18 protein-coding genes are annotated in these 21915 nt (G+C 74.7%); 7 read left to right on the forward strand and 11 right to left on the reverse strand.

Going from position 1 to position 21915, the window contains the following annotated elements; translation table 11 throughout:
• Nucleotides 1–90 precede the first annotated feature (90 nt).
• Nucleotides 91–870, forward strand: coding sequence for a DUF1684 domain-containing protein (locus BLS43_RS19945; protein ID WP_093087240.1), 780 nt, complete (start codon nt 91–93; stop codon nt 868–870).
• A gap of 53 nt (nt 871–923) precedes the next feature.
• Complete coding sequence (locus BLS43_RS19950; protein WP_218129906.1) at nt 924–3437, forward strand: bifunctional lysylphosphatidylglycerol flippase/synthetase MprF; 2514 nt, start codon at nt 924–926, stop codon at nt 3435–3437.
• 73 nt (nt 3438–3510) lie between these two features.
• Here the strand turns inward: BLS43_RS19950 and BLS43_RS19955 are convergent, their stop codons facing one another.
• Genes BLS43_RS19955 through BLS43_RS19965 form a run of 3 tightly spaced genes read right to left on the reverse strand, consistent with a single transcriptional unit; the run spans nt 3511 to nt 6496 of the window.
• Nucleotides 3511–5001, reverse strand: coding sequence for a tripartite tricarboxylate transporter permease (locus BLS43_RS19955; RefSeq protein ID WP_093087242.1), 1491 nt, complete (start codon nt 4999–5001; stop codon nt 3511–3513).
• Complete coding sequence (locus tag BLS43_RS19960) at nt 5001–5528, reverse strand: tripartite tricarboxylate transporter TctB family protein (RefSeq protein WP_093087244.1); 528 nt, start codon at nt 5526–5528, stop codon at nt 5001–5003. Before BLS43_RS19960 ends, BLS43_RS19955 begins: the two co-directional genes overlap by 1 nt.
• The gene (locus tag BLS43_RS19965; RefSeq protein WP_245707618.1) at nt 5525–6496 is read right to left on the reverse strand and encodes a Bug family tripartite tricarboxylate transporter substrate binding protein; all 972 of its coding nucleotides are present in this window, start codon (nt 6494–6496) and stop codon (nt 5525–5527) included. Before BLS43_RS19965 ends, BLS43_RS19960 begins: the two co-directional genes overlap by 4 nt.
• Before the next feature lie 168 nt (nt 6497–6664).
• On the opposite strand from BLS43_RS19965, the gene BLS43_RS19970 reads away from it, so the two are divergent.
• Together BLS43_RS19970 and BLS43_RS19975 are read left to right on the forward strand one after the other, a co-directional pair.
• Nucleotides 6665–8200, forward strand: a complete 1536-nt coding sequence (locus BLS43_RS19970; RefSeq protein WP_093087247.1) for a sensor histidine kinase — start codon at nt 6665–6667, stop codon at nt 8198–8200.
• Nucleotides 8197–8856, forward strand: a complete 660-nt coding sequence (locus BLS43_RS19975; protein WP_093087249.1) for a response regulator — start codon at nt 8197–8199, stop codon at nt 8854–8856. The genes BLS43_RS19970 and BLS43_RS19975 overlap by 4 nt, the downstream gene beginning before the upstream one ends.
• Nucleotides 8857–8896: 40 nt before the next feature.
• Here BLS43_RS19975 and BLS43_RS19980 read toward each other — a convergent pair whose 3' ends face one another.
• From BLS43_RS19980 to BLS43_RS20010, 6 genes are all read right to left on the reverse strand, one after another.
• Complete coding sequence (locus BLS43_RS19980; RefSeq protein WP_245707619.1) at nt 8897–9730, reverse strand: alpha/beta fold hydrolase; 834 nt, start codon at nt 9728–9730, stop codon at nt 8897–8899.
• Between the two features lie 84 nt (nt 9731–9814).
• The gene (mihF, locus tag BLS43_RS19985; protein WP_093087251.1) at nt 9815–10126 is read right to left on the reverse strand and encodes an integration host factor, actinobacterial type; all 312 of its coding nucleotides are present in this window, start codon (nt 10124–10126) and stop codon (nt 9815–9817) included.
• 120 nt (nt 10127–10246) lie between these two features.
• Nucleotides 10247–10756 (reverse strand): nuclear transport factor 2 family protein, encoded by a 510-nt coding sequence (locus BLS43_RS19990; protein WP_093087253.1) that lies wholly within the window; start codon nt 10754–10756, stop codon nt 10247–10249.
• Entirely contained in the window at nt 10756–12087 is a 1332-nt protein-coding gene (locus tag BLS43_RS19995; protein ID WP_093087255.1) for an NAD(P)/FAD-dependent oxidoreductase, read from the reverse strand. The genes BLS43_RS19990 and BLS43_RS19995 overlap by 1 nt, the downstream gene beginning before the upstream one ends.
• A 151-nt stretch (nt 12088–12238) precedes the next feature.
• A complete protein-coding gene (locus BLS43_RS20000; RefSeq protein ID WP_093087257.1) occupies nt 12239–14662 on the reverse strand; it encodes an LCP family protein in 2424 nt (807 codons plus the stop codon).
• Between the two features lie 848 nt (nt 14663–15510).
• Complete coding sequence (locus BLS43_RS20010; protein WP_093087261.1) at nt 15511–16371, reverse strand: LytR/AlgR family response regulator transcription factor; 861 nt, start codon at nt 16369–16371, stop codon at nt 15511–15513.
• 282 nt (nt 16372–16653) lie between these two features.
• Here BLS43_RS20010 and BLS43_RS20015 point away from each other — a divergent pair, with 282 nt between their 5' ends.
• From BLS43_RS20015 to mftD, 3 genes are all read left to right on the forward strand, one after another.
• The gene (locus tag BLS43_RS20015) at nt 16654–17748 is read left to right on the forward strand and encodes a CE1758 family FMN-dependent luciferase-like monooxygenase (protein ID WP_093087263.1); all 1095 of its coding nucleotides are present in this window, start codon (nt 16654–16656) and stop codon (nt 17746–17748) included.
• A 405-nt stretch (nt 17749–18153) separates the two neighbouring features.
• On the forward strand, nt 18154–18438 hold the full coding sequence (locus BLS43_RS20020) for a hypothetical protein (RefSeq protein ID WP_093087265.1): 285 nt from the start codon (nt 18154–18156) through the stop codon (nt 18436–18438).
• A gap of 167 nt (nt 18439–18605) precedes the next feature.
• Nucleotides 18606–19784, forward strand: coding sequence for a pre-mycofactocin synthase MftD (mftD, locus tag BLS43_RS20025; protein ID WP_093087267.1), 1179 nt, complete (start codon nt 18606–18608; stop codon nt 19782–19784).
• A gap of 70 nt (nt 19785–19854) precedes the next feature.
• Here mftD and BLS43_RS20030 read toward each other — a convergent pair whose 3' ends face one another.
• Together BLS43_RS20030 and BLS43_RS20035 are read right to left on the reverse strand one after the other, a co-directional pair.
• Nucleotides 19855–21231 carry a sensor histidine kinase gene (locus BLS43_RS20030; RefSeq protein ID WP_245707620.1) on the reverse strand — a complete coding sequence of 459 codons (1377 nt, stop codon included), beginning with the start codon at nt 21229–21231 and terminating at the stop codon, nt 19855–19857.
• Nucleotides 21228–21911 carry a response regulator transcription factor gene (locus BLS43_RS20035; RefSeq protein WP_093087269.1) on the reverse strand — a complete coding sequence of 228 codons (684 nt, stop codon included), beginning with the start codon at nt 21909–21911 and terminating at the stop codon, nt 21228–21230. The genes BLS43_RS20030 and BLS43_RS20035 overlap by 4 nt, the downstream gene beginning before the upstream one ends.
• Between the last annotated feature and the right edge of the window lie 4 nt (nt 21912–21915).

Genomic DNA, 21915 nt, shown 5'->3' on the forward strand with positions numbered 1-21915 from the left:
CGCGTCCGAACCATTGAGCCGTTCGGTGGAGCCTCGGTCCAGTGGTCGGGACGGGTGAAATGCGTGCGGAGGCCCGCGTGTTCCCCGGACATGACGACGACGGAGCTCGACTGGACGACCTGGCACGCCGAGCGCGAGGAGCAGTTGCGGCTGCCGCACGGCTGGCTGAGCCTCACCGCGCTGGAGTGGGTCCCCGAGGAGCCCACGAGCTATCCCGGCCTGCCCGGGACCTGGCGGGCGACCGGTGCGGGCGTCGAGCTCACGGCCGCCGCGGCGGACGGGCTGGTCGTCGGCGGGGCGCCGGTCGACGGCACCGTACTGCTGGAGCCGACGGACGGGCTGCCCGGCGAGCTGGTGCAGGTGGGGGACCGCACGGTGGAGGTGGCGCGCCGCACGAACGCCTACGCCCTGCGGGTGCGCGACCCGCAGGCGCCCACCCGGACCGCGTTCACCGGCGTCCCCACCTTCCCGGTGGAGGACCGCTGGATCGTCGACGCCCGGTTCACGCCCTACCCGTCCCCCCGGCGGATCACGGTCGGCGCGGTGGTGGAGGGCCTCAACCACTTCCCGACCGCGGTGGGCACCGTGCGCTTCACCCTCGACGGCGTGCCGCAGGAGCTGGTGGCCCTGGCGGGCAAGCCGGACGGGCTGTCCCTGCACTTCCGGGACGCGACCTCCGGGGTGAGCACCTACGGCGGCGGCCGCATCCTCAAGGTCGGGGAGCCCGGCCCGGACGGTCACCTGCGGCTGGACCTCAACCGCGTCGTGAACCTGCCGTGCGCCTTCACCGCCTTCGCCACCTGCCCGCTGCCGCCCGCGGAGAACACCCTGACCGTCCCGGTGGCGGCGGGGGAGCGGCTGCCGGCCTGAGCCGGTAGGGCACCCGACGGGAGGGGTCGGCTCGGGGATGCCAGAGTAGGGCTGTGAGTGGAACGACGGCGGTCGACGAGACGCCCGTCCCCGCCACCGATCTCGCGGACGACCGCCGGGGCAGGCTGCTCCGGCTCGTCCGGCGGGCGCCGTTGACCGTCGGGCTCGTCGTGGTGTTGTGGACGCTCGGCGCCCTGACCGGCAGCCTGCTGCACGGCCCCGCGCCGGAGCTGGCGGCGCGCGTCGGGGCGGGGCTCGGCCCGCTGCGGGACGGTGCCTGGTGGGGGCTGGTGACCTCCGCCCTGTGGTGCCAGGGCCTGGCCTCCTACCTGCTGTCGACGGCGATGGTGCTGGCCCTGCTGCCCGTCGCCGAGCGCCGGATCGGGAGCCGCCGGACCGCGGTGCTCGCGGTCGTCGTGCAGGTGGGCGGGTCGCTGGTGGGGCTGGGCGCGGTCGCCCTGCTGGACCGGCTGGCGGACGGCCGGTGGGCGGACCAGCTCGCCGCATCGACGGCGGTGGGCCCCGGGACCGCGGTCGTCGGCTGCGTGTTGGCGGTCAGTGCCGGGCTGCCCGCGCTGTGGCGCCGCAGGTTGCGGTTGGTGCTGGTCATCGCGCTGGTCATGCTCGCGCTGTACTCCGGGCTGATCGGCGACCTGCTGCGGCTCGCGGCGGGGCTGCTGGGTCTGGCCCTCGGTGCCGTGGTGTTCGGGCGGCGGCGCGGGGCCCGGCGTTCCCGCCCGACCCGCGCGGAGACCCGGGTGCTGGTCGCCCTCGTGGTCGCCGCCTCGGCGCTCGGGCCGTTGATCGCCGCCTGGGCGCAGACCCGGGTGGGGCCGCTGTCGGTGCTGCGGTTCGTGTTCGCGGCGACGGCGCCGGACCCGGCGACGGTCGCCGGGGTGTGCACCGACGGGTCGCCGCGCGAGTGCGCGGAGCTGCAGTCGCGGCTGCGCTTCTCCGGGCTCGGCCCCGCGTTGCTGTCGATCATGCCGGTGCTGTTGCTGCTGGTCGCGGCGGAGGGACTGCGCCGGGGCAGGCGCGCGGCGTGGGGGGTGGCGCTCGGGCTGAACCTGGGGCTCACCGCCCTCGGTCTGGTGCTCGCGGCGAGCCCGATGCAGCAGCGGATCGTGCTCGGCGCCGGGGTGCACCTGCACGCGTTCGTGCTGGTCGCGCTGCCGCTGCTGCAGCCCCTGCTGGTGGCGGTGCTCCTCGTGGCCTCCCGCCGCGTGTTCGACGTCCACGCCCCCGTCGGGACCTACCGCGGCCTGGTGAAGTCGGTGGTCGGGGCCGCGGTGGTCGCCGCGGCGGCGTACGTCTCGCTGGGGTTCCTGCTGCGCGACGGGTTCGACCGGCCGCCCGGGGTGGCCGCGCTGCTCGCCGACGTGCCGCTGCGGCTCGTGCCCGGCGGGTACCTCGTCGGGTTCCCGCCGGCGTTCCTGCCCGTGGACTGGCCCGCGGTGGTGCTGTTCGAGTGGACCGGGCCGGTGTTCTGGCTGGTGGTGGTCGTGGCGGCGGCGCGCACCCTCGCCCGGCCGCGGCTGCGCTCCGCCGAACCGGACGGTGACCGGGTGCGCGCGCTCGTCGCCGTCGGCGGCGGGACCCTGGCCCACATGGCCACCTGGGCCGGGCACACCTACTGGTTCACCGAGGGCGCGGCGGTCGCCTACCGGGTGATCGGCGGGGTCGCGATCACCACCGGCGGGCCCGTCGGGGAGCGCAACCCGCAGGCCGTGGCGGGCTTCGCCGCGCACTGCCGCGACCAGGGCTGGACGCCGTGCTTCTACAGCGTCGACGCCCGGGTCGCCGGGGACGCCGAGGCCCTGGGCTGGCGCACGGTGCAGGTGGCGGAGGAGACCGTGCTGCCGCTCGGCTCGCTCGCCTTCACCGGGCGGAAGTGGCAGGACGTCCGCACGGCGCTGAACAAGGCGGGCAAGGCGGGGATCACCGCGGAGTGGACGACCTTCGCCGAGGCGCCCCTCGCGGTCACCGACCAGATCCGGGCCATCAGCGAGGAGTGGGTGGCGGACAAGGGGCTGCCCGAGATGGGCTTCACCCTCGGCGGGCTCGACGAGCTGGCGGACCCGGCCGTGCGGCTGCTGGTGGCCGTCGACACCGAACGGACGGTCCACGGCGTCACGAGCTGGCTGCCGGTGCACCGGGACGGCGTGATCGTGGGCTGGACGCTGGACTTCATGCGGCGGCGCTCGGACGAGGCGGCCTTCCGCGGGGTGATGGAGTTCCTGATCGCCTCGGCCGCGCTGAGCTGCCAGGCCGAGGGTGCGGAGTTCCTGTCGTTGTCCGGCGCGCCGCTGGCCCGCCTGGACCGGGGCGAGCGCCCGCCCGCCCTACAGAAGCTGCTCGACGGGGCCGGCCGCCGGCTCGAGCCCGTCTACGGGTTCCGGTCGCTGCTGGCCTTCAAGGCGAAGTTCCAGCCCGAGTACCGCCCCTGGTTCCTCGCCTACCCGGAGACGGCGGCCCTCCCGGCGATCGGCAACGCCCTGGCCAGGGCCTACCTCCCCGACCTGACTCCCCGCCAGACCGCAGGCCTCGCCCGCGCCCTCTTCCGCTGACCCCCGCATCGTGGAGCCACAACTGTCGGATTCGGGCCCCGAAACGACAGTCGTGGCTCCACGATGCGATCGGTCAGGCGTCGACCTTCGTGCGTGACGCCTTGCGGATCAGCGGGAACAGCAGGAGCGCGGCGATGATGGTGTACACCGTGATCGCGAGGGGGGTGCTGACCAGCGTGGTCACGTCACCGTCGGCGATCTGGAGGGCGCGGCGCAGCTGGAGCTCGGCGTCGGGGCCCAGGATCACGCCGATGATGGCGGGCAGGACCGGCAGGCCGTAGCGGCGCATCACGAAGCCCACGACGCCGATCACCAGCAGCACCAGCAGATCCACCGCCTGCCCGGACACCGCGTACGCCCCGATGCAGGCGAAGAACAGGATGCCCGCGTAGAGGTAGGGCCGCGGGATCCGCAGCAGCTTCGCCCACAGCGGCGCCAGCGGCAGGTTCAGCAGCAGCAACAGCACCAGCCCGATGAACAGGCTCGCGATCAGCGTCCACACCAGGTCGGGCTCGTTGGTGAACAGCAGCGGGCCCGGCTGGATGCCGAACTGCTGGAACGCCGCGAGCATGACGGCGGCGATCGCCGTCGTCGGCAGCCCGAGGGTGAGCATGGTGGACAGCGTCCCCGCCGACGACGCGCTGGCCGCCGACTCCGGACCCGCGAGGCCCTCGATCGCGCCCTTGCCGAACTCGTCGCGGTGCTTCGACAGCCGTCGCTCGGTCACGTACGCCATGAAGGTGGACATCTCGGCGCCACCCGCGGGGATGGACCCGAAGGTGAAGCCGATGAACGGCCCGCGCACCCAGGGCTTCCAGGCCCGCTTGACGTCCGCCCGGGACAGCCACGGCCGCCCGACGGGGATGATCTCCTGGTGCGTGCGGCGCAGGTGCGCCGCGACCCAGAGGGCCTCGCCGACCGCGAACAGCCCGACCGCGACGATGACGACGTCGATGCCGTCCGCCAGCTGCGGGACGCCGAAGGTCAGCCGCGCCTGCCCGCTGATCGGGTCGAGCCCGACGAGGCCGATCGTCAGCCCGATCGCCAGCGAGGCGAACCCGCGGACCCGCGAGGCGCCCAGCACGCCCGCCACCGCCACGAACGCGAGCACCATGATCGCGAAGTAGTCCGGCGCCCCGATGTTCACCGCCACCGAGGCGATCAACGGGGCCAGCAGCACGATCCCGATCGCGCCGAACACGCCGCCGACGAAGTGCCCGATCGCCGCCGTGGCCAGCGCCTGGGCGCCGCGTCCACTGCGCGCCATGGGGTTGCCCTCGATCGCCGCCATCACCGAGGCGCTCTCGCCGGGGGTGTTGAGCAGGATCGACGTGGTGGAGCCGCCGAACATCGCGCCGAAGTAGATGCCGGCGAACATGATGAACGCGCCGGTCGGGTCGAACGCGTAGGTCACGGGCAGCAGCAGCGCCACCGCCATGGCCGGACCGATGCCCGGCAGCACCCCGACCGCGGTGCCGAGCAGCACCCCGATCGCGGCGAACAGCAGGTTCCCCGGGGTCAGGGCGGCCGCGAAGCCGCCCATCAGGTTCGCGAGGGACTCCATCATGCCCCGAACACCCCCATCAGCGGGCCGCCCGGCAGGTCCACGCCGAGCAGGCCGTCGAACACGATCCAGGTGACGAGCGAGACCCCGGCGGCGATGAGGACGTCCCGGGCGGGAGTGCGGGAGCCCAGGGTCGCCGCGGCGCCCCAGAACAGCACGGTCCCGGCGATCGGCCAGCCCAGGATCGGGATCAGGGCGGCGGTCGCGACCAGGACCCCGGCCAGCTTCCCGACGGTGCGCAGGTCGGCGGGGGTGCCCAGGTCGACGTCCTCGCCCGCCTCCGCCTCGCCGTGCCCGCCGCGGAGCACGTCGACCGCGAGCAGCGCCGACAGCAGCAACAACGCCCCGCCCAGCACGAACGCGATCGCGCGCGGCCCCAGCGGGTCGGACACCGAGCCGCCGCTCTCCAGCGCGGTGTCCACGACGACCAGCACGCCCACCGCACCGAGCACGATCGACACGCCCAGCTCGGAGTGCGCGCGCCACCACCCGGCCCGCTCGACGGGCCGCTCCTCGGTGATCGTCATGATGTCAGCCCCAGTTCCCGAAGCACACCGGCCACGCGCTCGTTCTCGCTCTCCAGGAAGGCCCCGAACTCGGGCCCGGGCTGGTACGCGTCGGTCCAGCCGTTGCGCTCCAGGGCGGCGGCCCACTCCGGGGTGGCGACCAGCTCGGCGTAGGCCGCCTCGAGCTCGGCGCGGCCCTCGGCGGACAGGCCCGGCGGCGCGACCATCCCGCGCCAGTTGGTGAACTCGACGTCCAGCCCGGACTCGCGCAGGGTCGGCGCGTCCACGCCGGGGATGCGCTGCCCGGCGGTCACCGCGAGCACGCGCAGCTCGCCCGCGTCGATCTGGTCGGCGTACTCCCCGAGGCCGGAGACGCCGAAGGCCACCTTGCCGCCGAGGACGGCGGCCAGCAGCTCGCCGCCGCCGTCGTAGGACACGTAGTTGACGGTGCGCGGATCGAGCCCCGCGGCCTTGGCCATCAGCATGGGCGCCAGGTGGTCCGGCCCGCCGGGCGAGGAGCCGCCGCCCACCGGGACCCGGCCCGGGGCCGCCTTCCACTCCGCGAGCAGCTGCGGCAGCGAGGTGTAGGGCGAGTCCTTCCCGACGACGACGATCTCGGTCTCCTGCGTGAGCCGCGCGATCGGCGTGGTGTCGGCCAGGGTGGAGGGCGAGGAGTTGGTGTAGACGCTGCCGACCACGCCCAGCCCCATCGACATGACGAGCCGGTCGTTGCCGCTCTCGTTGACCGTGCGGCCCAGGCCGACCGTGCCGCCCGCGCCGGGGAGGTTGAACACCTCCACCGAGCCGGTCAGGCCGGACTCCTCGAACGCCTTGGCCGCCGTGCGGGCGGTGACGTCGTAGCCGCCGCCCGGTGAGTTCGGCACCAGCATGCGCAGCCCGCGCAGCTGGGTCCCGTCGCCGCCCCCGGTCAGTGCCCCCACCGCGGGCGGCACCAACAGGACCGCGGCGGCCGCGGCGACGATCGCCACGATCGCCGACCATCTCGTGCGGGATCTCTCCCGTGTGGACACCGTTGTCTCCCCTCGTCGTCGAAGTGCGCTCATCGTGCGGGTCGGGAGTGACGGCTGTCTCGCTTCTGTCCGCAAGGGTGGTTGTGGTCGTTCTGGTCATGGACCGGACGGTCGTAGGGTGCTCCTGTGCGACGACGCCGAGCGGTCCGCGGGAGCAGACGCCCGCTGGCCCGCCAGTTCCTGGTCTGGCAGCTCGTCGTCGTCGTGATCCTGCTGGCGGCGGTCGCCGCGCTCGCGGCCGTCCAGTCGCACAGCGCCTTCGAGGAGACCCAGGGCCGGCGCATGCTGTCGGTGGCCGAGGACGTCGCGGCCACCCCCGGGATCCGGGCCGGGCTCGTCGAGCGCAACGTCGACCTGCTGGCGAGCTTCGCCCGCAGCGCGGAGAACCTGTCCGGGGCGGACCGCGTCGTGGTGGTGGACGCGGGCCGGGTCGTCCGCAGCTCCCCGGACCCCGCCGAGCTGGGCACCGCGTTCGAGGTCGGCGAGTCCACCGCGTTCGCGGGCCGCGCCTGGACCGGTGAGCAGGGGCGCTCGGTCGTCGCCGAGGTGCCGGTGGTCGTGGCGGGCGGCGAGGTGGTGGGCGTGGTGTCCGCGGGCATCCGGGCGCCGACCCTGTTCGAGGCGCTGGCGCCCGCCCGCGGTGAGGTCGCCGCGCTGCTCGGGCTCGCGCTGGTGCTGGGCGTGGGCGGGTCGCTGCTGCTGGCCCGGCGGGTGCGGCGGCAGACGCTCGGGCTCGAGCCCGCCGAGATCGTCGAGCTGGTGCAGCGGCGCGAGGCGATGCTGCTGGGGGTGAAGGAGGGCGTGGTCGGGCTCGACGGCGGCAAGGTCACCTTGATCAACCCCGCGGCGCACGCGCTGCTCGGGCTGCGGGTCGGGGACGCGCTGGACGGCCTCGACACCCGGCTCCGGGACGTGCTGACCGGCGCGGTCCGCGGCGAGGACCAGGTCGTCGTGCACGGCGGGCGGGTGCTGGTGCTCAACCGCAACGAGCTGGACGCCGGCGCGGTGGTGACGTTGCGCGACCGCACCGAGCTCGCCGCCCTGCAGGACCGGCTCGACGCCTCCCGCAGCCTCACCGACACCCTCCGCGCCCAGGCCCACGAGTTCACCAACCGGCTGCACACCATCGCCGGGCTGACCGAGCTCGGCGAGCACGACGAGGTGCGGCGGTTCGTCAGCGGGGTCGTGGCGGCGGCGGAGGGCTGGCGCCGCGAGGTGGTGGACCGCGTCGCCGAGCCGGCGGTGGCGGCGCTGCTGGTGGCGAAGGCCTCGCTGGCCCAGGAGCGGGGCGTGGAGCTGCGGTTCGCCGCAGGCGCCCACCTCGACGCCTCGGGCGACCCGGCGCTCGGCGGCGACCTCGTCACCGTGCTGGGCAACCTGGTCGACAATGCGCTCGACGCCGTGTCGGGCCGCGGACCCGACGGCTGGGTCGAGATCGACATCGCCGAACGGGAGGGCGCGGTGCACGTGCGGGTGCGGGACTCCGGGCCGGGGGTGGCCTCGGACCTGGCCGAGGAGGTGTTCCGGCACGGGTTCACCACCAAGGCCGCGGAGTCGCCCGGCGGCCGCGGGCTGGGGCTCGCGCTGGTCCGCGAGGTGTGCCTGCGCCGGTCCGGCAGCGTCGCCGTCTCGGGTTCGACGTTCACGGCGGTCCTCGCGTGAGGGTGCTGGTCGTGGACGACGACTTCATGGTCGCCAAGGTGCACAGCGGGTACGTGGGGCGCATCGAGGGTTGCACGGTGGTCGGGGTGGCGCACACCGGCGCCGACGCCGTCGAGCAGGCGCGGGAGCTGCGGCCCGACCTCGTCCTGCTGGACGTCTACCTCCCCGACATGTCCGGCATCGACGTGCTGCGGGCGCTGCGGACCGGGGCCCCGGACGATCCGTCCGTCCTGGTGATCACCGCCGCGGACGACGCCGCGACCGTGGCCGCCGCCCTGCACGGCGGGGCGCTGCACTACCTCGTGAAGCCGTTCGACTCGCGGGCCCTGTCCGAGCAGGTCGAACGCGCCCGACGGCTGCGGGGCAGGCTGGCGGGGCTCGACCGGGCGGGGCAGGAGGACATCGACCGCCTCTTCGGCGCGGGCTCGACCCGGCTGCCCAAGGGGCTCACCGGTGAGACCGCCGCCCTGGTGGAGCGGGTCCTGCGCGAGCACGGCGGCGACCTCTCGGCCACCGAGTGCGCCGAGCAGACCCGGCTGTCCCGGGTGAGCGCGCGACGGTACCTCGAACACTTCGTGGACACCGGCGCGGCGCAGGTCCACCTGCGCTACGGCGGCACCGGGCGGCCGGAGCGCCGCTACACCTGGGCGCGCTGACCCTGTGAGTGGCGATAGTCGCCATCGCGACCATCGCCACTCACAGGGTGGTCACTCGCAGGGTGTGCTTCAGGATCGTCGCCGCCAGCTCCGGGACCAGCGCGGGTGCCAGGGCGTGGCCCAGGCCCTCCACGCGGACCAGCTCGGCGCCCGCGATCGTGGACGCGAGGTGCGCGGCGTGCGGGGGCGGGTTCACCGGGTCCTCCGGGGCCTCGATCACCAGGACCGGGAGCGTGGTGGCGCTCAGGTCCCGCTCCAGGCCGCTCGGATCGGCGACGGCGTGGGCGGCGGGATTGTCCTCGCGGCCGGAGTGGGCCATCACGCGTTCCTCGAGGGCGCGGAACCACTCGGCGTCGAACTCCAGCCCGGTGCCGTGCAGCAGTCGCCAGTGCTCCACCCGCCAGTCCAGCTCCTGCTCGAGGGTGCGTTCGTCGGTGAACTCGCCCCACATCCGCAGCAGGGCCGGGTCGGGGCCGGGCAGCTCCACGGACCCCCACCCGCTCAGCGCCGCCGTGCAGAACACCGTGGCCGAGCGCAGCCGGTCCGGATGGTCGGCGAGCAGCAGCTGCACCAGCGTGCCGCCCAGGGACATCCCGACGGCGTGGGCCCGGTCGACGCCGAACGCGTCGAGCACGGCCACGGCGTCCGCGGCCAGGTCCGCGATCGCGTAGGGCCGCTCGTCGAAGGCGTGGGTGGAGCGGCCGGTGTCCCGGTGGTCGTAGCGCAGGACCCGGTGGTGCTCGGCGAGCCGCTCGACCAGCTCCGCGGGCCAGGCCGCGGACGAGGTGTTCGCCCCCATCACCAGCAGCAGGGGCTCGCCCGCACCGACCGACTCCGCCCACACCGTGACCCCGGGTGCCACCTCGATGTCCACCCGCCCACCCTAAGGACCCCCCGCAGACGCCGCCGCCCCGGTCCGGCGGGAGGCCGGACCGGGGCGGAAGGCGGTGCCTACGGCTTACTTCAGGGCGTCCAGCAGCGCCTGGCGCTGGCGGTCGCCCAGGCCCGCGGCCCGGCGGGACGCGTCGATGCCGGTCTGCTCCAGCAGCGCCGTGACCTTGGCGGGGCCGTAGCCGGGCAGGCTCTTCAGCAGGTCCGCCACCTTGGTCTTGCCGACGATCTGGTCGGTCTTCGCCCGGTCCAGGACCGCGGGGATGGTCTCGGTGCCGTTGGCGATCTTCTCGCGAAGCTCCTTGCGCGCCGTGCGAGCGGCCGCGGCCTTCTTGAGCGCCTCCGCGCGCTGCTCGGGGGTCAGCGTGGGCAGTGCCATGGTGTGCTCCTCTCGTCTCCCATCGACCACCCTGCTCGGGGTGCGTCGGTGGTCGTACCTGGTACAGCGTGGCCCAAAGAGTGCCAGACGCCGCGCAACGACGCGCACGGAACCCCCACGTCAGAGCCTCGTCGAGGACTGTGACGGTGTTACGGAACCGTCAGCGGCCGGTTCCGGTCGGCGGGCGGTCACCACGGCCCCCACCTGGGACTCCGCCCGTCGGACGTCCCAGAGCGTGCGAACGGAGGTGATCCGCGCGTGTCGGACGGCCACCACGGAGATCCCCAGGACCCGCGCGGGTCGCCCTGTGGCGGGCACGCCGGGGAGCAGCCAGGACAGCTCGCGGTCGTGGGTGAAGGTCCAGCGGAGCTCGTCGACGACCCGGCGGGTGTCGACGGTCCGGGAGACCCGCTCGACGGCGAGGTCGGCGGGCAGGGCCAGACCGGCCAGGTGCTCGGCGATCTCGGCGGGCGAGTTCCCTCCCGTCATCGCCGGCATGTCGACCAGGGTCGCGGCGTCGTCGAGCAGGGCGAGCGCCGCCGCGACGTCCCGGTCGACGTACACGGCCCGCCGGAACAGGTCCCACGTGCGCTCGACCTCGCGCATGAGCACCTGCATGGCGGGCGTCATCAGGCGGCTTCGTGCTGCTCCGCGACCGCCTTCGCACCCGTCATGTCGATCAGGCGGTGGCCGCGGTTGCGGGCGTAGCGCAGCGAGCGGACCCAGTTGTAGAGGGTCCCGAGCCGGTTGCCCCAGCCGATCAGGAACGCGACGTGGACGTAGCACCACAGCAGGTAGGCGGGCCACCCGGTGAGCTTGAGGCCCATCGCGTCCGCCACGGCCTGCCGGGCGCCGATGGTCGCCATCGAGCCCTTGTCGAAGTACTTGAACGGCGCCGGGGTGGTCGTGTCCCCCTTGAGCCGGTTCACGATCTGCTTGCCGACGTAGGTGCCCTGCTGCATGGCCACCTGCGCCACGCCCGGGAGCCGGTCGACGGTGGAGACCATGTCACCGATCGCGTACACGCCCTCGGCGTTCGGCACGGAGCAGTCCGGGTCGACCGCGAGGCGCCCGGCGCGGTCGGTCTCGGTGCCCGTGGCCTTCGCCAGCGTCGTGGCCAGCGGGGACGCCTTGACCCCCGCCGCCCAGATCTTCGTGCGGCTGACGATGGTGTCGACGCCCGCGGGGCCCTTCACCGTGATCGACTCGGCGTCCATGTCCGTGGCGGCGGTGTTCAGCCGGATCTCCACGCCCATCTTCTCCAGCCTGCGCTGGGTGTACCGCTGCAGCTTCGGGTCGAAGGGCGGGAGCACGGACGGCGCGGCGTCCAGCAGGATGATCTTGGCCTGCCGGGTGTCGATCGAGCGGTACTCCTCGGGCAGCACGTACTGCGCGAGCTCGGCGAGCTGACCGGTGATCTCGACGCCGGTCGGCCCGGCGCCCACCACGACGAACGTGAGCAGCGCCTCCCGCTCCTTGTCGTCGGTGGAGAGCTCGGCCAGCTCGTAGGAGCCCAGGATCTGGCTCCGCAGCATGCGGGCGTCCTCGATGCTCTTCATGCCCGGTGCGTACTGCGCCCACTCGTCGTGGCCGAAGTAGGCGTGCCCGGCACCGCCCGCGACCACGAGGTAGTCGTAGGGCAGGTCGATGTGCTGTGCGTTGGGCCCCAGCGACCGCACGACCCGGTTGTCCACGTCGATGTCGTAGACCTCGGCCAGCAGGGTGCGGGTGTTCTTCTGCCCCTTCACCACGCGGCGCAGCGCGGGCGCGATCAGGCCGGGGGAGAGGATCCCGGTCGCCACCTGGTAGAGCAGCGGCTGGAACAGGTGGTGGTTGGTGCGGTCGACGAGCGTCACGTCCACGTCGGCACCCGCCAGGGCCTTCGCCGCGCGCACGCCGCCGAACCCACCGCCCACGATGACGACCTGCTTGCGGTCTCCGGTGCTGCTCGACTCGGCCACGGAAGATCTGCCCCTCTGGGATCGCCGGCACGTACCGGACACTGGTGTACCGCAGCCCGGGCATCGTCGCAGGACCGCGCGCAGCAGAGAGCGTAGACGCCGCCGTGCACGCCGTGTGTTGCCCCGGGGTGTCCGGTGCGCGAACGGGGTGTCAGTTCCCGCCGGTGTCCGGTCCCTGGTCGGTGGCGCCGGCCGCGGTGGCCGCGCACGACTGCGCGAGGTCGCTGGGCGCCGCCCGGCCCTCCGCCGTCTCGTCCGAGCCCGAGGTCGCCGTCGACTCCGCCCGGGGGGAGGTGGTGGGCGCCGAGGGCGCCGCCGCGGACGTGGGCGCGGGTGCGGGCGGGTCGAGGGCCTCCTGGACGACCCGGCGCATGTACTCGACGTCCGGGCGGCCGGTGTTGAACTTGCCGTCCGGTTCGGACGGGTCCGGCAGGCTGGGGTCGAAGGCGATGCTCTGCAGGCTGAACCCCTCCCCGGCCAGCGCGGCGAGCGCGGGCAGGACCTGCTGGGGGATGTTGGTGTCGACGTTCTCCTTGGTGGCCGTGGCCACCGACTGGAAGTTCGCGATCAGGTCCGCGGGGCTCTTCTGCTCCAGCACCGAGTTGATCAGGCACCGCTGCCTGCTCATCCGGTCGTAGTCGGTGCTGTCGCGGCGGGAGCGGGCGAACCAGAGGGCCTCCTCGCCGTCGAGGTTCTGGACGCCCGGCTGGATGTAGCCGTCCGGCTTGACGTGCCGCCCGTCCGCGGTGACCCCGTTGATCGGGATCGGCGTGGGCCCGACGTTCACCGTGACCCCGCCCATCGCGTCGACCAGGCTGGAGAACCCGGCCATGTTGACCTCGAGGTAGTAGTCGATGGGCAGGCCGGTCATGTAGGAGATCGAGTCCTGCAGCAGGTTCAGCCCGATGTCGTCGGTCGGCCCCTTCGGCGCGAGCGCCGGGTGCTCGTGCGCGTAGGCGTACACGGCGTTGAGCAGGTAGTTCCCCGAGAGCGGGTCGCTCGGGTCGTGGAAGCCGTTCGGGAACTCCTTCGCCATGGGGGTGCCCGGGGTGAACTCGGCGCGCTGGATGTTGCGGGGCAGGCCGAACAGGGTGGTGCGTCCGGTCGTGGTGTCGATGCTCGCCAGCATCATGGTGTCCGTGCGGGTGCCGGTGCGGTCGGGTCCGGCGTCGCTGCCCAGGAGCAGGACGTTCAGCCGGTCCTTGCCGAGCGCCACGGTCGCGTCGGTGCCGCCGGGGCCGCCGTCGAACAGCTCGTTGAGCAGGGACCGCGAGGAGTTGGCGAGGTCCGCGGCGTAGCCGAACGGGACCGCCACGGCCATGCACAGCACCGCCGCGGTGCCGGTGCCGAGGATCTTCTTGCCCAGCCCCATGTTCCGCGGGCGGGCCAGCGCGTACGTCCGGGCGACGACGGCGACCCACGCCAGTCCGATCGCGAGCGCCGCGAGGGCGGCCGCGGCGAGGACCGAGGTGGACAGCACCGACTCGACGAGGGTGGTGCGGCGCAGCGTGAACGCGACGACGAGCGCGGCCGCCACGAGCAGGAGGAACAGGCCGAGGATGACCGCCCCGGTGCGGGTGCGGCGCAGCAGGAGGTGCCCGGAGCCGGGGACGAGGGTCGACGCGGCGGTGGTGGCCAGCGCCGCGCCGAGCGTCCGGCGGGCGGTGCGGTCGCGCCGCTTCGCGGCCGGGGAGGCCGCGGCGGTCTCGGCCGTCGCCTCGGCCCGCCTGCGGGCGACGCGATCGGTGGCACGGTCGGTGGCGCGAGCCTCGGTGCCGGTGCCGGTGCCGGTGCCGGTTCGGGAGCGGCCGCCCCAGTCGGCTCGGTCGGCTCGGTCGGTGAGCGCGGTGGGTGCGTCCGAGGCGCTGCCCGCGCCGACGGGGGCGCGGCGGTTCTGGGGTGGGACGCCCGGTGGGGCGCCGCGGCCGCTGCGCCCCACCGGGCGCGCGGTTCCGGGGCGGTCGTCGCCGTCGCGGGGACCACTGTCGCGGGGACCGCGCGGGGGCGCCGAACGGTCGCCCGTGGGGCGGCCGGGGCCGCCGGGGGCGGGGACGACCGGCCCGCCGCGGGAGGCGCTGCGGTCGGAGCTGCTGCGGTCGGCGCCGGTGCCCGCCGGGCCGCGGGGCGTGCTGCGGTCGAGGGCGCCCGGTCCGGCGGCCGCCCGCCGGTCGCCGGGAGCAGAGCGGTCGCCGGGAGCGGAGCGGTCGCCGGGAGCGGAGCGGTCGCCGGGGGTGCTGCGGTCGCCGGGCCGGTCGCCGGGCGCGGAGCGGTCGCGGGGACCGTTCGGGTCGAGCGCGGGGCGGCGGTCGGAGCCGGGGGAGCCGGGGCCGGGGCCCGCGGGTGCGGGTCGGCTGTCAGGGCTGCGCAGGCCGTTCGGGTCGGGGCGGCGGGGTGCACCGGGCGCGCCGGATCCGCTGCGGTCGCGCCCCCCGGGTGCGCCGGGACCCCCCGGTGCGCCGGGACCCGGGCCGCCGGGACCCGCACCGCCGGGACCCGGGCCGCCCGGACCCGCACCGCCCGGACCCGAGCCGCTGCGTTCGAGGCTCTGGGCGCCGGGGTCCGCACCGCCGCGCACCGATCCACTGCGCTCGGGGGCGCCGCCGGGTCGGCTCGGGGCCGCCGGTCCGCGGGCTCCACCGCCGGGCCCGCTGCCCGTCCCCCCGCGTCCCGGCGGTGCGTAACCCGCCGGGCCGCTGCGGTCGGGACCGGGCATTCCGCGGCCGTGCGAGGGGGCCCCGGGACCCCGCGGCGCCACGGCCCCGCCGGGGCCCGGGACGCCCGGCCGCTGCTGGGCGTGGCGGCCCGAGGTCCAGGGCGGGTCGGCGCGCGGCGGTGGCTCGGGGTGCGACCGGTCGGCGCGCCGGGGCCAGGGCTCGTCCGGGCGGGGCGGGCGTCGGTCGCGGTGCCCGTCGGGACCGCGGTGCCCGTCGGGACCGCGGGGGTCGGCGGCGCGGGGGTCGGCGGCGCGGGCGTCGGGGGAGGGGGGCGCCTCGACCGGGCGTGCGTCGGAGCGTCCGCGTCGCGGGTCGTCGGCCACCGGGACACCCCTTTCTGCACATGCGGCTGCGGTCGGGCCGGCACGTGAGTGGCTCGGAGTGGTCACGGCAGACGCGGGGGTGCTCCTGCCGTCCTCACGGTCGGAATCTCCACGGCGAGATGGCCGAGACGATACTGCCCGTCACCACCTCGGTTCGGGCGCCCCTACCGGTTGCCGGCGACGACGGCCCCGAGCGGCCCACGGCGTTCGCCCGGGTGGGCCGAACGCGACCGGCTCGGCGGCCGTCCGGCGCAGCTCACTACGGCTGTCGCGCTGTGGGCACGACCGATGCGGCGACCGGGACCCGGCCGCCTCGCGCGAGCCGGACAGGAGGGGTCGGCCGGGGCGAATCGTGACGATCCGTGACCTTCTGCTCGCTCGCCGGTTCAGCGGATGCGGGCCAGCGGGCCCGTCGGGCCGTCCTCGCGGGGCGGGCGGCCGCGCAGGATCCGCTTGAGGGCCGCGGTGTGCCTGCGGGAGACCGGCAGCTCCGGGGTGCCGGGGCCGTGCCCGATGCGGACGACGTAGCCGGAGCCGGACAGCCGCAGCTCGGTGATCAGCGGCAGCGCGACGAGGTAGGCGCGGTGGATCCGGACGAACCCCGCCTCGCGCCAGCGCTCCTCGAGCACCGACAGCGGGATGCGGACGAGGTGGCTGCCCTCGGTGGTGTGCAGGCGGGCGTAGTCGCCCTGGGCCTCGACGAAACGCACCGAGGAGCGGGGGACGAGCTTGGTGGTGCCCGCCAGCTCGACGGGGATCACCTCGTCCTCCGGCGGCTGCGGCGCCGGGGGGCGACCGGCCGGGGCGGGGGCGCTGGGCGCGGAGGCGGGCCGGACCCCGGCGCGGCTGGCGATGGTGCGGTCGATGGAGCCCGCGAGCCGCTCCGAGCGCAGCGGCTTGAGGAGGTAGTCGACGGCGCCGATCTCGTAGGCGTCCACGGCGCGGTCGTCGTGGGCGGTCACGAAGACGACGGGGGGCGGCGCGGCCATGGCCGACAGCACCCGGGCGAGCTCGAGACCGTCGAGTCCCGGCATCCGGATGTCGAGGAACACCAGGTCCACACCGGACTCGCCCGGGTTGGCACCCGGTCGCGAGCCCAGGATCCGCAGCGCCTCGGTGGCGTCCGGCGCCGTCAGCACCGTGCCGACCCGTGCGTCCTCTCCCAGCAGATGGGCGAGTTCCTGCAACGCAGGCTCCTCGTCGTCGACGGCCAGGACCGTCAGTCCATCCGAGAGCTGGGTGCTCACGTGGCCTCCTCCTCGCGGGTTCGCGGCGGGCGACGGGCCGGAGAACGTGGTCCGTCACCGACGCCGGAGAGTCCATCCCCGACACCAGTGGGTGACTGCGGGCACAACGCTAGCGAAGGGCGTTCCGTCCCTCGACGACCGGTCGACGGCTATCCCGTCCCGCGCGGTGGACGGCACGCCGCCCGGCGCGCCGCGGGGGCCGTGCCTGCCCGCGGACCGCCGGGGAACACCAGACGACCGCTCACCGTTGAGATGATTGCCGTTGCAACAAGAGGGGGAGAGATGCAGTTCGGGATCTTCACGGTCGGGGACGTCACCCGGGATCCGACGACGGGCGTCACGCCGTCCGAGCACGAGCGGATCCGCGCGATGGTCCGCTACGCCCGGCACGCCGAGGCGGTGGGGCTGGACGTGTTCGCCACCGGCGAGCACCACAACCCGCCGTTCGTCCCGTCGTCGCCCACCACGCTGCTCGGCTACATCGCCGGGAGCACGGAGCGGCTGGTGCTGTCCACGTCCACCACGCTCATCACGACGAACGACCCGGTCAAGATCGCCGAGGACTTCGCCATGCTGCAGCACCTGGCGGGCCCCGAGCGGGTCGACCTGATGCTCGGCCGCGGCAACACCGCCCCGGTGTACCCGTGGTTCGGCCAGGAGATCGAGAACTCGGTGCCGCTCACCGTCGAGAACTACCAGCTGCTGCGGGCGCTCTGGGACGCCGAGGGCCCGATCGACTTCGAGGGCCGCTTCCGGGCCCCGCTGCACGGGTTCGTCTCCACGCCGCGCCCGGTCGACGGCGTCGCGCCGTTCGTCTGGCACGGCTCGATCCGCACGCCCGAGGTCGCGGAGATCGCCGCCTACTTCGGCGACGGCTTCTTCGCCAACAACATCTTCTGGCCGCCGGAGCACTACACGCGGCTGATCGGGCTCTACCGGCAGCGGTTCGAACACCACGGGCACGGCCCGGCGAACACCGCGACGGTCGGGCTCGGCGGACAGTTCTTCATGCGCCGCAACAGCCAGGACGCCTGGAACGAGTTCCGGCCGTACTTCGACGAGGCCCCGGTCTACGGCCACGGCCCCTCGATGGCGGACTTCACCGAGCGCACCCCGCTGACCGTCGGCAGCCCGCAGCAGGTGATCGACCGCACGCTCACCTTCCGCGAGCACTTCGGCGACTACCAGCGCCAGCTGTTCCTCGTCGACCACGCGGGCCTGCCGGAGAAGACGGTGCTCGAGCAGCTCGACCTGCTCGGCGAGATCCTCCCGACGCTGCGCGCGGAGTTCGAGGCGCGCCGTCCGGAGGGGGTCCCGTCGGACCCGCCCACGCACGCCGAGCGGGTCGTGGCGCGGGCCGTGCCGCAGCCCGTCTGACGGCTCGGGCGTCACCGAGCGTGTCCCCCAGAGGGCCCATGGCGCCCGAGACGTGCGGGGGAGCGCGATGGTTCCCGGTTGTGACCTTGACCCTTCGTCACCGAAATCGGTTGCCGCGCAGCGGGAGGAAGGGCAGCCTGGTCACGTGGTCGACAACGGTGGTGAGCGTCGGGCGCCTCGCGCGCCCCGCTCGGTGCTGCGCGTCGGCCACGTCGTGCACGGCTGGTGTCGCGGTCGTTGACCGCCGTCCCCGTCGTCGCTTCCGGAGAACGAGATGCGCAACCAGAAGCGCCTGATCCGTCGTCGCACCGTCGACCACCTGCGGACGTCGAGCGCGCTGTGTCGGTCCACCACGTCGGCCACCGCACCAGCCACCCTGATCCGTCCGCCCCGTAGGAGCACGTCATGACCGCCCCGACAGACGACCGCACGGCACCGAGGCCGTCGGTCCCCAGTCAGGAACCCCCGACCGTCCGGCTGCCGAAGCCCACCCGGGACGACCGCCGCACGGAGATCGTCACCCGCCTGCTGGACTCCCTCGAGGACCTGGTGACCCGGCACCGGGCCCTGTCGGGTGACCCGTACCAGGTGGACCTGCACGCCGAGCTGATCGCCGCCGAGGTGGCGCACGAGCTCTCGGTGACGCGGTCGGCCCTGCGTCGCAACCCGCCGCTGCGCCGCGCCGACTAGATCCCCGCCCCGAACGGCCCGCGACCTCTCCGGTCGCGGGCCGTTCGTGTGTCCAGGTGTGTCCCGTCGCTTCGGACAGGGTCTGCCCGCAACCCACTATGGCACTGAGTGCCGAAATAGTAGGGTGGCGGCCACCAGAGACGTCCAGCTGCGAAGGGGCAGGCGAGATGGCCAGCACGAAGGAATGGTTCGAGACGGTCGCCGAGGCCCAGCGGCGAGCGAAGAAGCGGCTGCCGCGGTCGGTCTACCTGGCGTTGGTCGCCGGGACCGAGAAGGGCCTGACGATCTCGGACAACGTCGCGGCCTTCGACGAGCTGGGATTCCGCCCCCGCATCGCCGACGCCCCCGCCGAGCGGGCCAAGGGCACCACGGTCATGGGCCAGGAGCTCTCGATGCCGGTGATCATCTCGCCGACCGGCGTGCAGGCCGTCTACCCGGAGGGCGAGGTGGCGGTCGCTCGCGCCGCGGCCGGGGCGGGCGTCGCCATGGGGCTGTCGAGCTTCGCCTCCCGCAGCATCGAGGACGTCGCCGCGGTCAACGACAAGACGTTCTTCCAGATGTACTGGGTCGGCTCCCGCGACCAGCTGCTCGCCCGCGCGGAGCGGGCCAAGGCCGCGGGCGCCAAGGGTCTGATCATGACTCTGGACTGGTCGTTCGACTCGGCGCGGGACTGGGACGCCCCGATGATCCCGGAGAAGGTGGACCTCAAGGCGGCCCTGCACTTCGCGCCCGAGGTGCTGCGCAAGCCGCGCTGGCTGTGGGACTTCGCCAAGAGCGGGAAGCTCCCCGACCTCACCACCCCGAACCTCGCGATCGGGGACGAGAAGCCGCCGACCTTCTTCGGCGCCTACTTCCAGTGGATGCAGACCCCGCCGGTGACCTGGGAGGACGTCGCCTGGCTGCGGGAGCAGTGGGGCGGCCCGTTCGCCGTCAAGGGGATCATGCACCCGGACGACGCGCGCAGGGCCGTCGACGCCGGCGTCACCGCCGTCTCGGTGTCCAACCACGGCGGCAACAACCTCGACGGCACCCCCGCCTCGATCCGCGCCCTGCCCGCGATCGTCGACGCCGTGGGCGACCAGATCGAGGTGCTGATGGACGGCGGCGTCCGCCGCGGGTCCGACGTGGTGAAGGCCCTCGCCCTGGGTGCCAAGGCCGTGCTGATCGGCCGCGCCTACCTGTGGGGCATGGCGGCGGCGGGCCAGCACGGCGTGATGAACGTGCTCGAGGTCCTGCGCCAGGGCATCGACTCCACCCTGCTCGGCCTGGGCAAGTCCGGCATCGACGAGCTCTCCCGGGACGACCTCGTCATCCCCGAAGGCTTCGCCCTGAGCCCGAAGCCCTGACCCCCCCGCAGTGTGGAGCCACGACTGTCGTCTTCGGTGCCCGAAACGACAGTCGTGGCTCCACAACGGCTCAGGGTGGCGGGAGGTCGGCCGTGACCTGCATGCCCCCCTCGGGGGCGTGGGCGGCGGTGATCCGCCCGCCCATCCGGGTGACCAGGCCGTGCACCAGGGCCAGGCCGACGCCACCCGCACCGACGGGCCGGTGCCCGCGGTAGCGCTCGTGCAGGGTGCCGCGCTCGAACACCACGGCGTAGTCCTCGGGGGCGAGCCCCGGCCCGCCGTCGCGGACCTCCAGCACCCCCGGCGCCCGCGCCGCGAGCACCAGCGGGCGGCCCGCGGGCGTGACGCGCAGGGCGTTCTCGGCGAGCCCGTCGAGCACCTGGCGGAGCCGGCGGGGGTCGGCGGCGACCGGGACCGGCCCACCGACCTCCACCCTCAGCACCGCGCCCGTCGCCCGGCAGCGCTCGACCCACACCGGGGCCGCCTCGGTCACCAGCGCCGTGAGGTCCACGGGCATCGTGTCGATCCGGAAGTCGTCCGCCTCCAGCCGCGCCAGCTCCATCAGGTCGTCGACCAGCCGCTCCAGCCGCCGGGACTCCGCGAGGATCGTGCGCCCGGCCGTCGGGCCGTCGGCCACGCCGTCGACCAGGGACTCCGCGAACCCGCGCACGGCGGTCAGCGGGGTCCGCAGCTCGTGGCTGACCGACAGCAGGAACTCGCGCCTGCGGCCCTCGCTGCGCGCGAGCGCGTCGGCGAGGTCGTTCACCGCCGCGGCGACCTCGGCGACCTCGCTCGGCCCGCGGACCGGGACCCGGACGTCCCGCCTGCCGGTGCGCAGCGCGTGGGCGGCCCGCGCCGTCCGCCGCAGCGGCCGGGCCGCGAGCCCACCCACGACGAGCCCGACCACGATCGCCACGCCCGCGCCGGACAGCAGCGCGAAACCCAGGTTGCGCCGGATCATCCCGTTCGGCAGCGGCCCCGCGTCCGCGCTGCGGACCAGCGCGAACCCACCCCCCGGTGACGGGCGCGCCTCCACCACCCAGCCCCCGACGCTCGCGGACACCGGCGCCGTCACGGGCGAGCCGTCGACGCCCGCCCGGCGCAGCACCTCCCGGACCGCGGGGTCGGGGGTGCCGACGAACGCGGGCCGGTCCCCGCCCACCGCGACGACGGCCACCCCCTGCCCCCGCAGCACGGCCACCACCTGCCGCAGACCGGCCCACGGCCGCGCCGCCGCATCGGGGTCGGCGAGCTGGGCGGCGACCACGTCGGCCTGGTCGGCGAGCACCGCGCGGGTGACCTCCTCGGCGGTCCGCGAGATCAGCCGCAGCGACACGAGCGCGGCGACCAGGACGGCGACCACCGCGACGAGCAGACAGCAGGCGGCGATCCGCCACGCCAACCCGGTCCGTGCCGCCCGCGCCGGGACGACCGCGACCGTCGTCACGGGGCGTCCGCCCCGTAGCCCACCCCGCGCACGGTGCGGATCGGGCTGCCGGGGCCGAGCTTGCCGCGCAGCTGGGCCACGTGCACGTCCACCGTGCGGGTGCCGGGGCCCGTCGTGTATCCCCAGACCGCGCCCAGCAGCTGCGCCCGCGAGAAGACCCGGCCGGGGCGGCGCAGCAGGTGGGCGAGCAGGTCGAACTCGGTCGAGGTCAACGCCACCTCGACGCCCCCGACGGTGACCCTGCGGCGGTCCACGTTCATCGTGACGCCGCCGAGCTCGAGGACCTCCTCGTCCGTCGTGGGGCGGGCGGCGGCGCGCCGCAGCACCGTCCGGACCCGGGCGACGAGCTCGCGGGGGCTGAAGGGTTTGGTGACGTAGTCGTCGCCGCCCATCTCCAGGCCCACGATGCGGTCGACCTCGTCGTCCCGGGCCGTCACGAACAGCACCGGGGTCCAGTCGTCCTCGGCCCGCAGCCGCCTGCAGACCTCGATGCCGTCGAGCCCGGGGAGCCCGACGTCGAGGACCACCGCCGCAGGCCGCAGCCGGCGCACCGCGGCGAGACCACCCTCCCCGGTCTCCTCGACGTGCACGCCGTACCCGTCCCGACGCAGGTAGAGGCGGACGAGGTCCGCGATGGCGCGGTCCTCCTCGACGACGAGCACGAGGCCCCGGTCGGTCATGGCC

The sequence above is a fragment of the Pseudonocardia oroxyli genome, from assembly GCF_900102195.1.
In the GTDB taxonomy this organism is placed as follows: domain Bacteria; phylum Actinomycetota; class Actinomycetes; order Mycobacteriales; family Pseudonocardiaceae; genus Pseudonocardia; species Pseudonocardia oroxyli.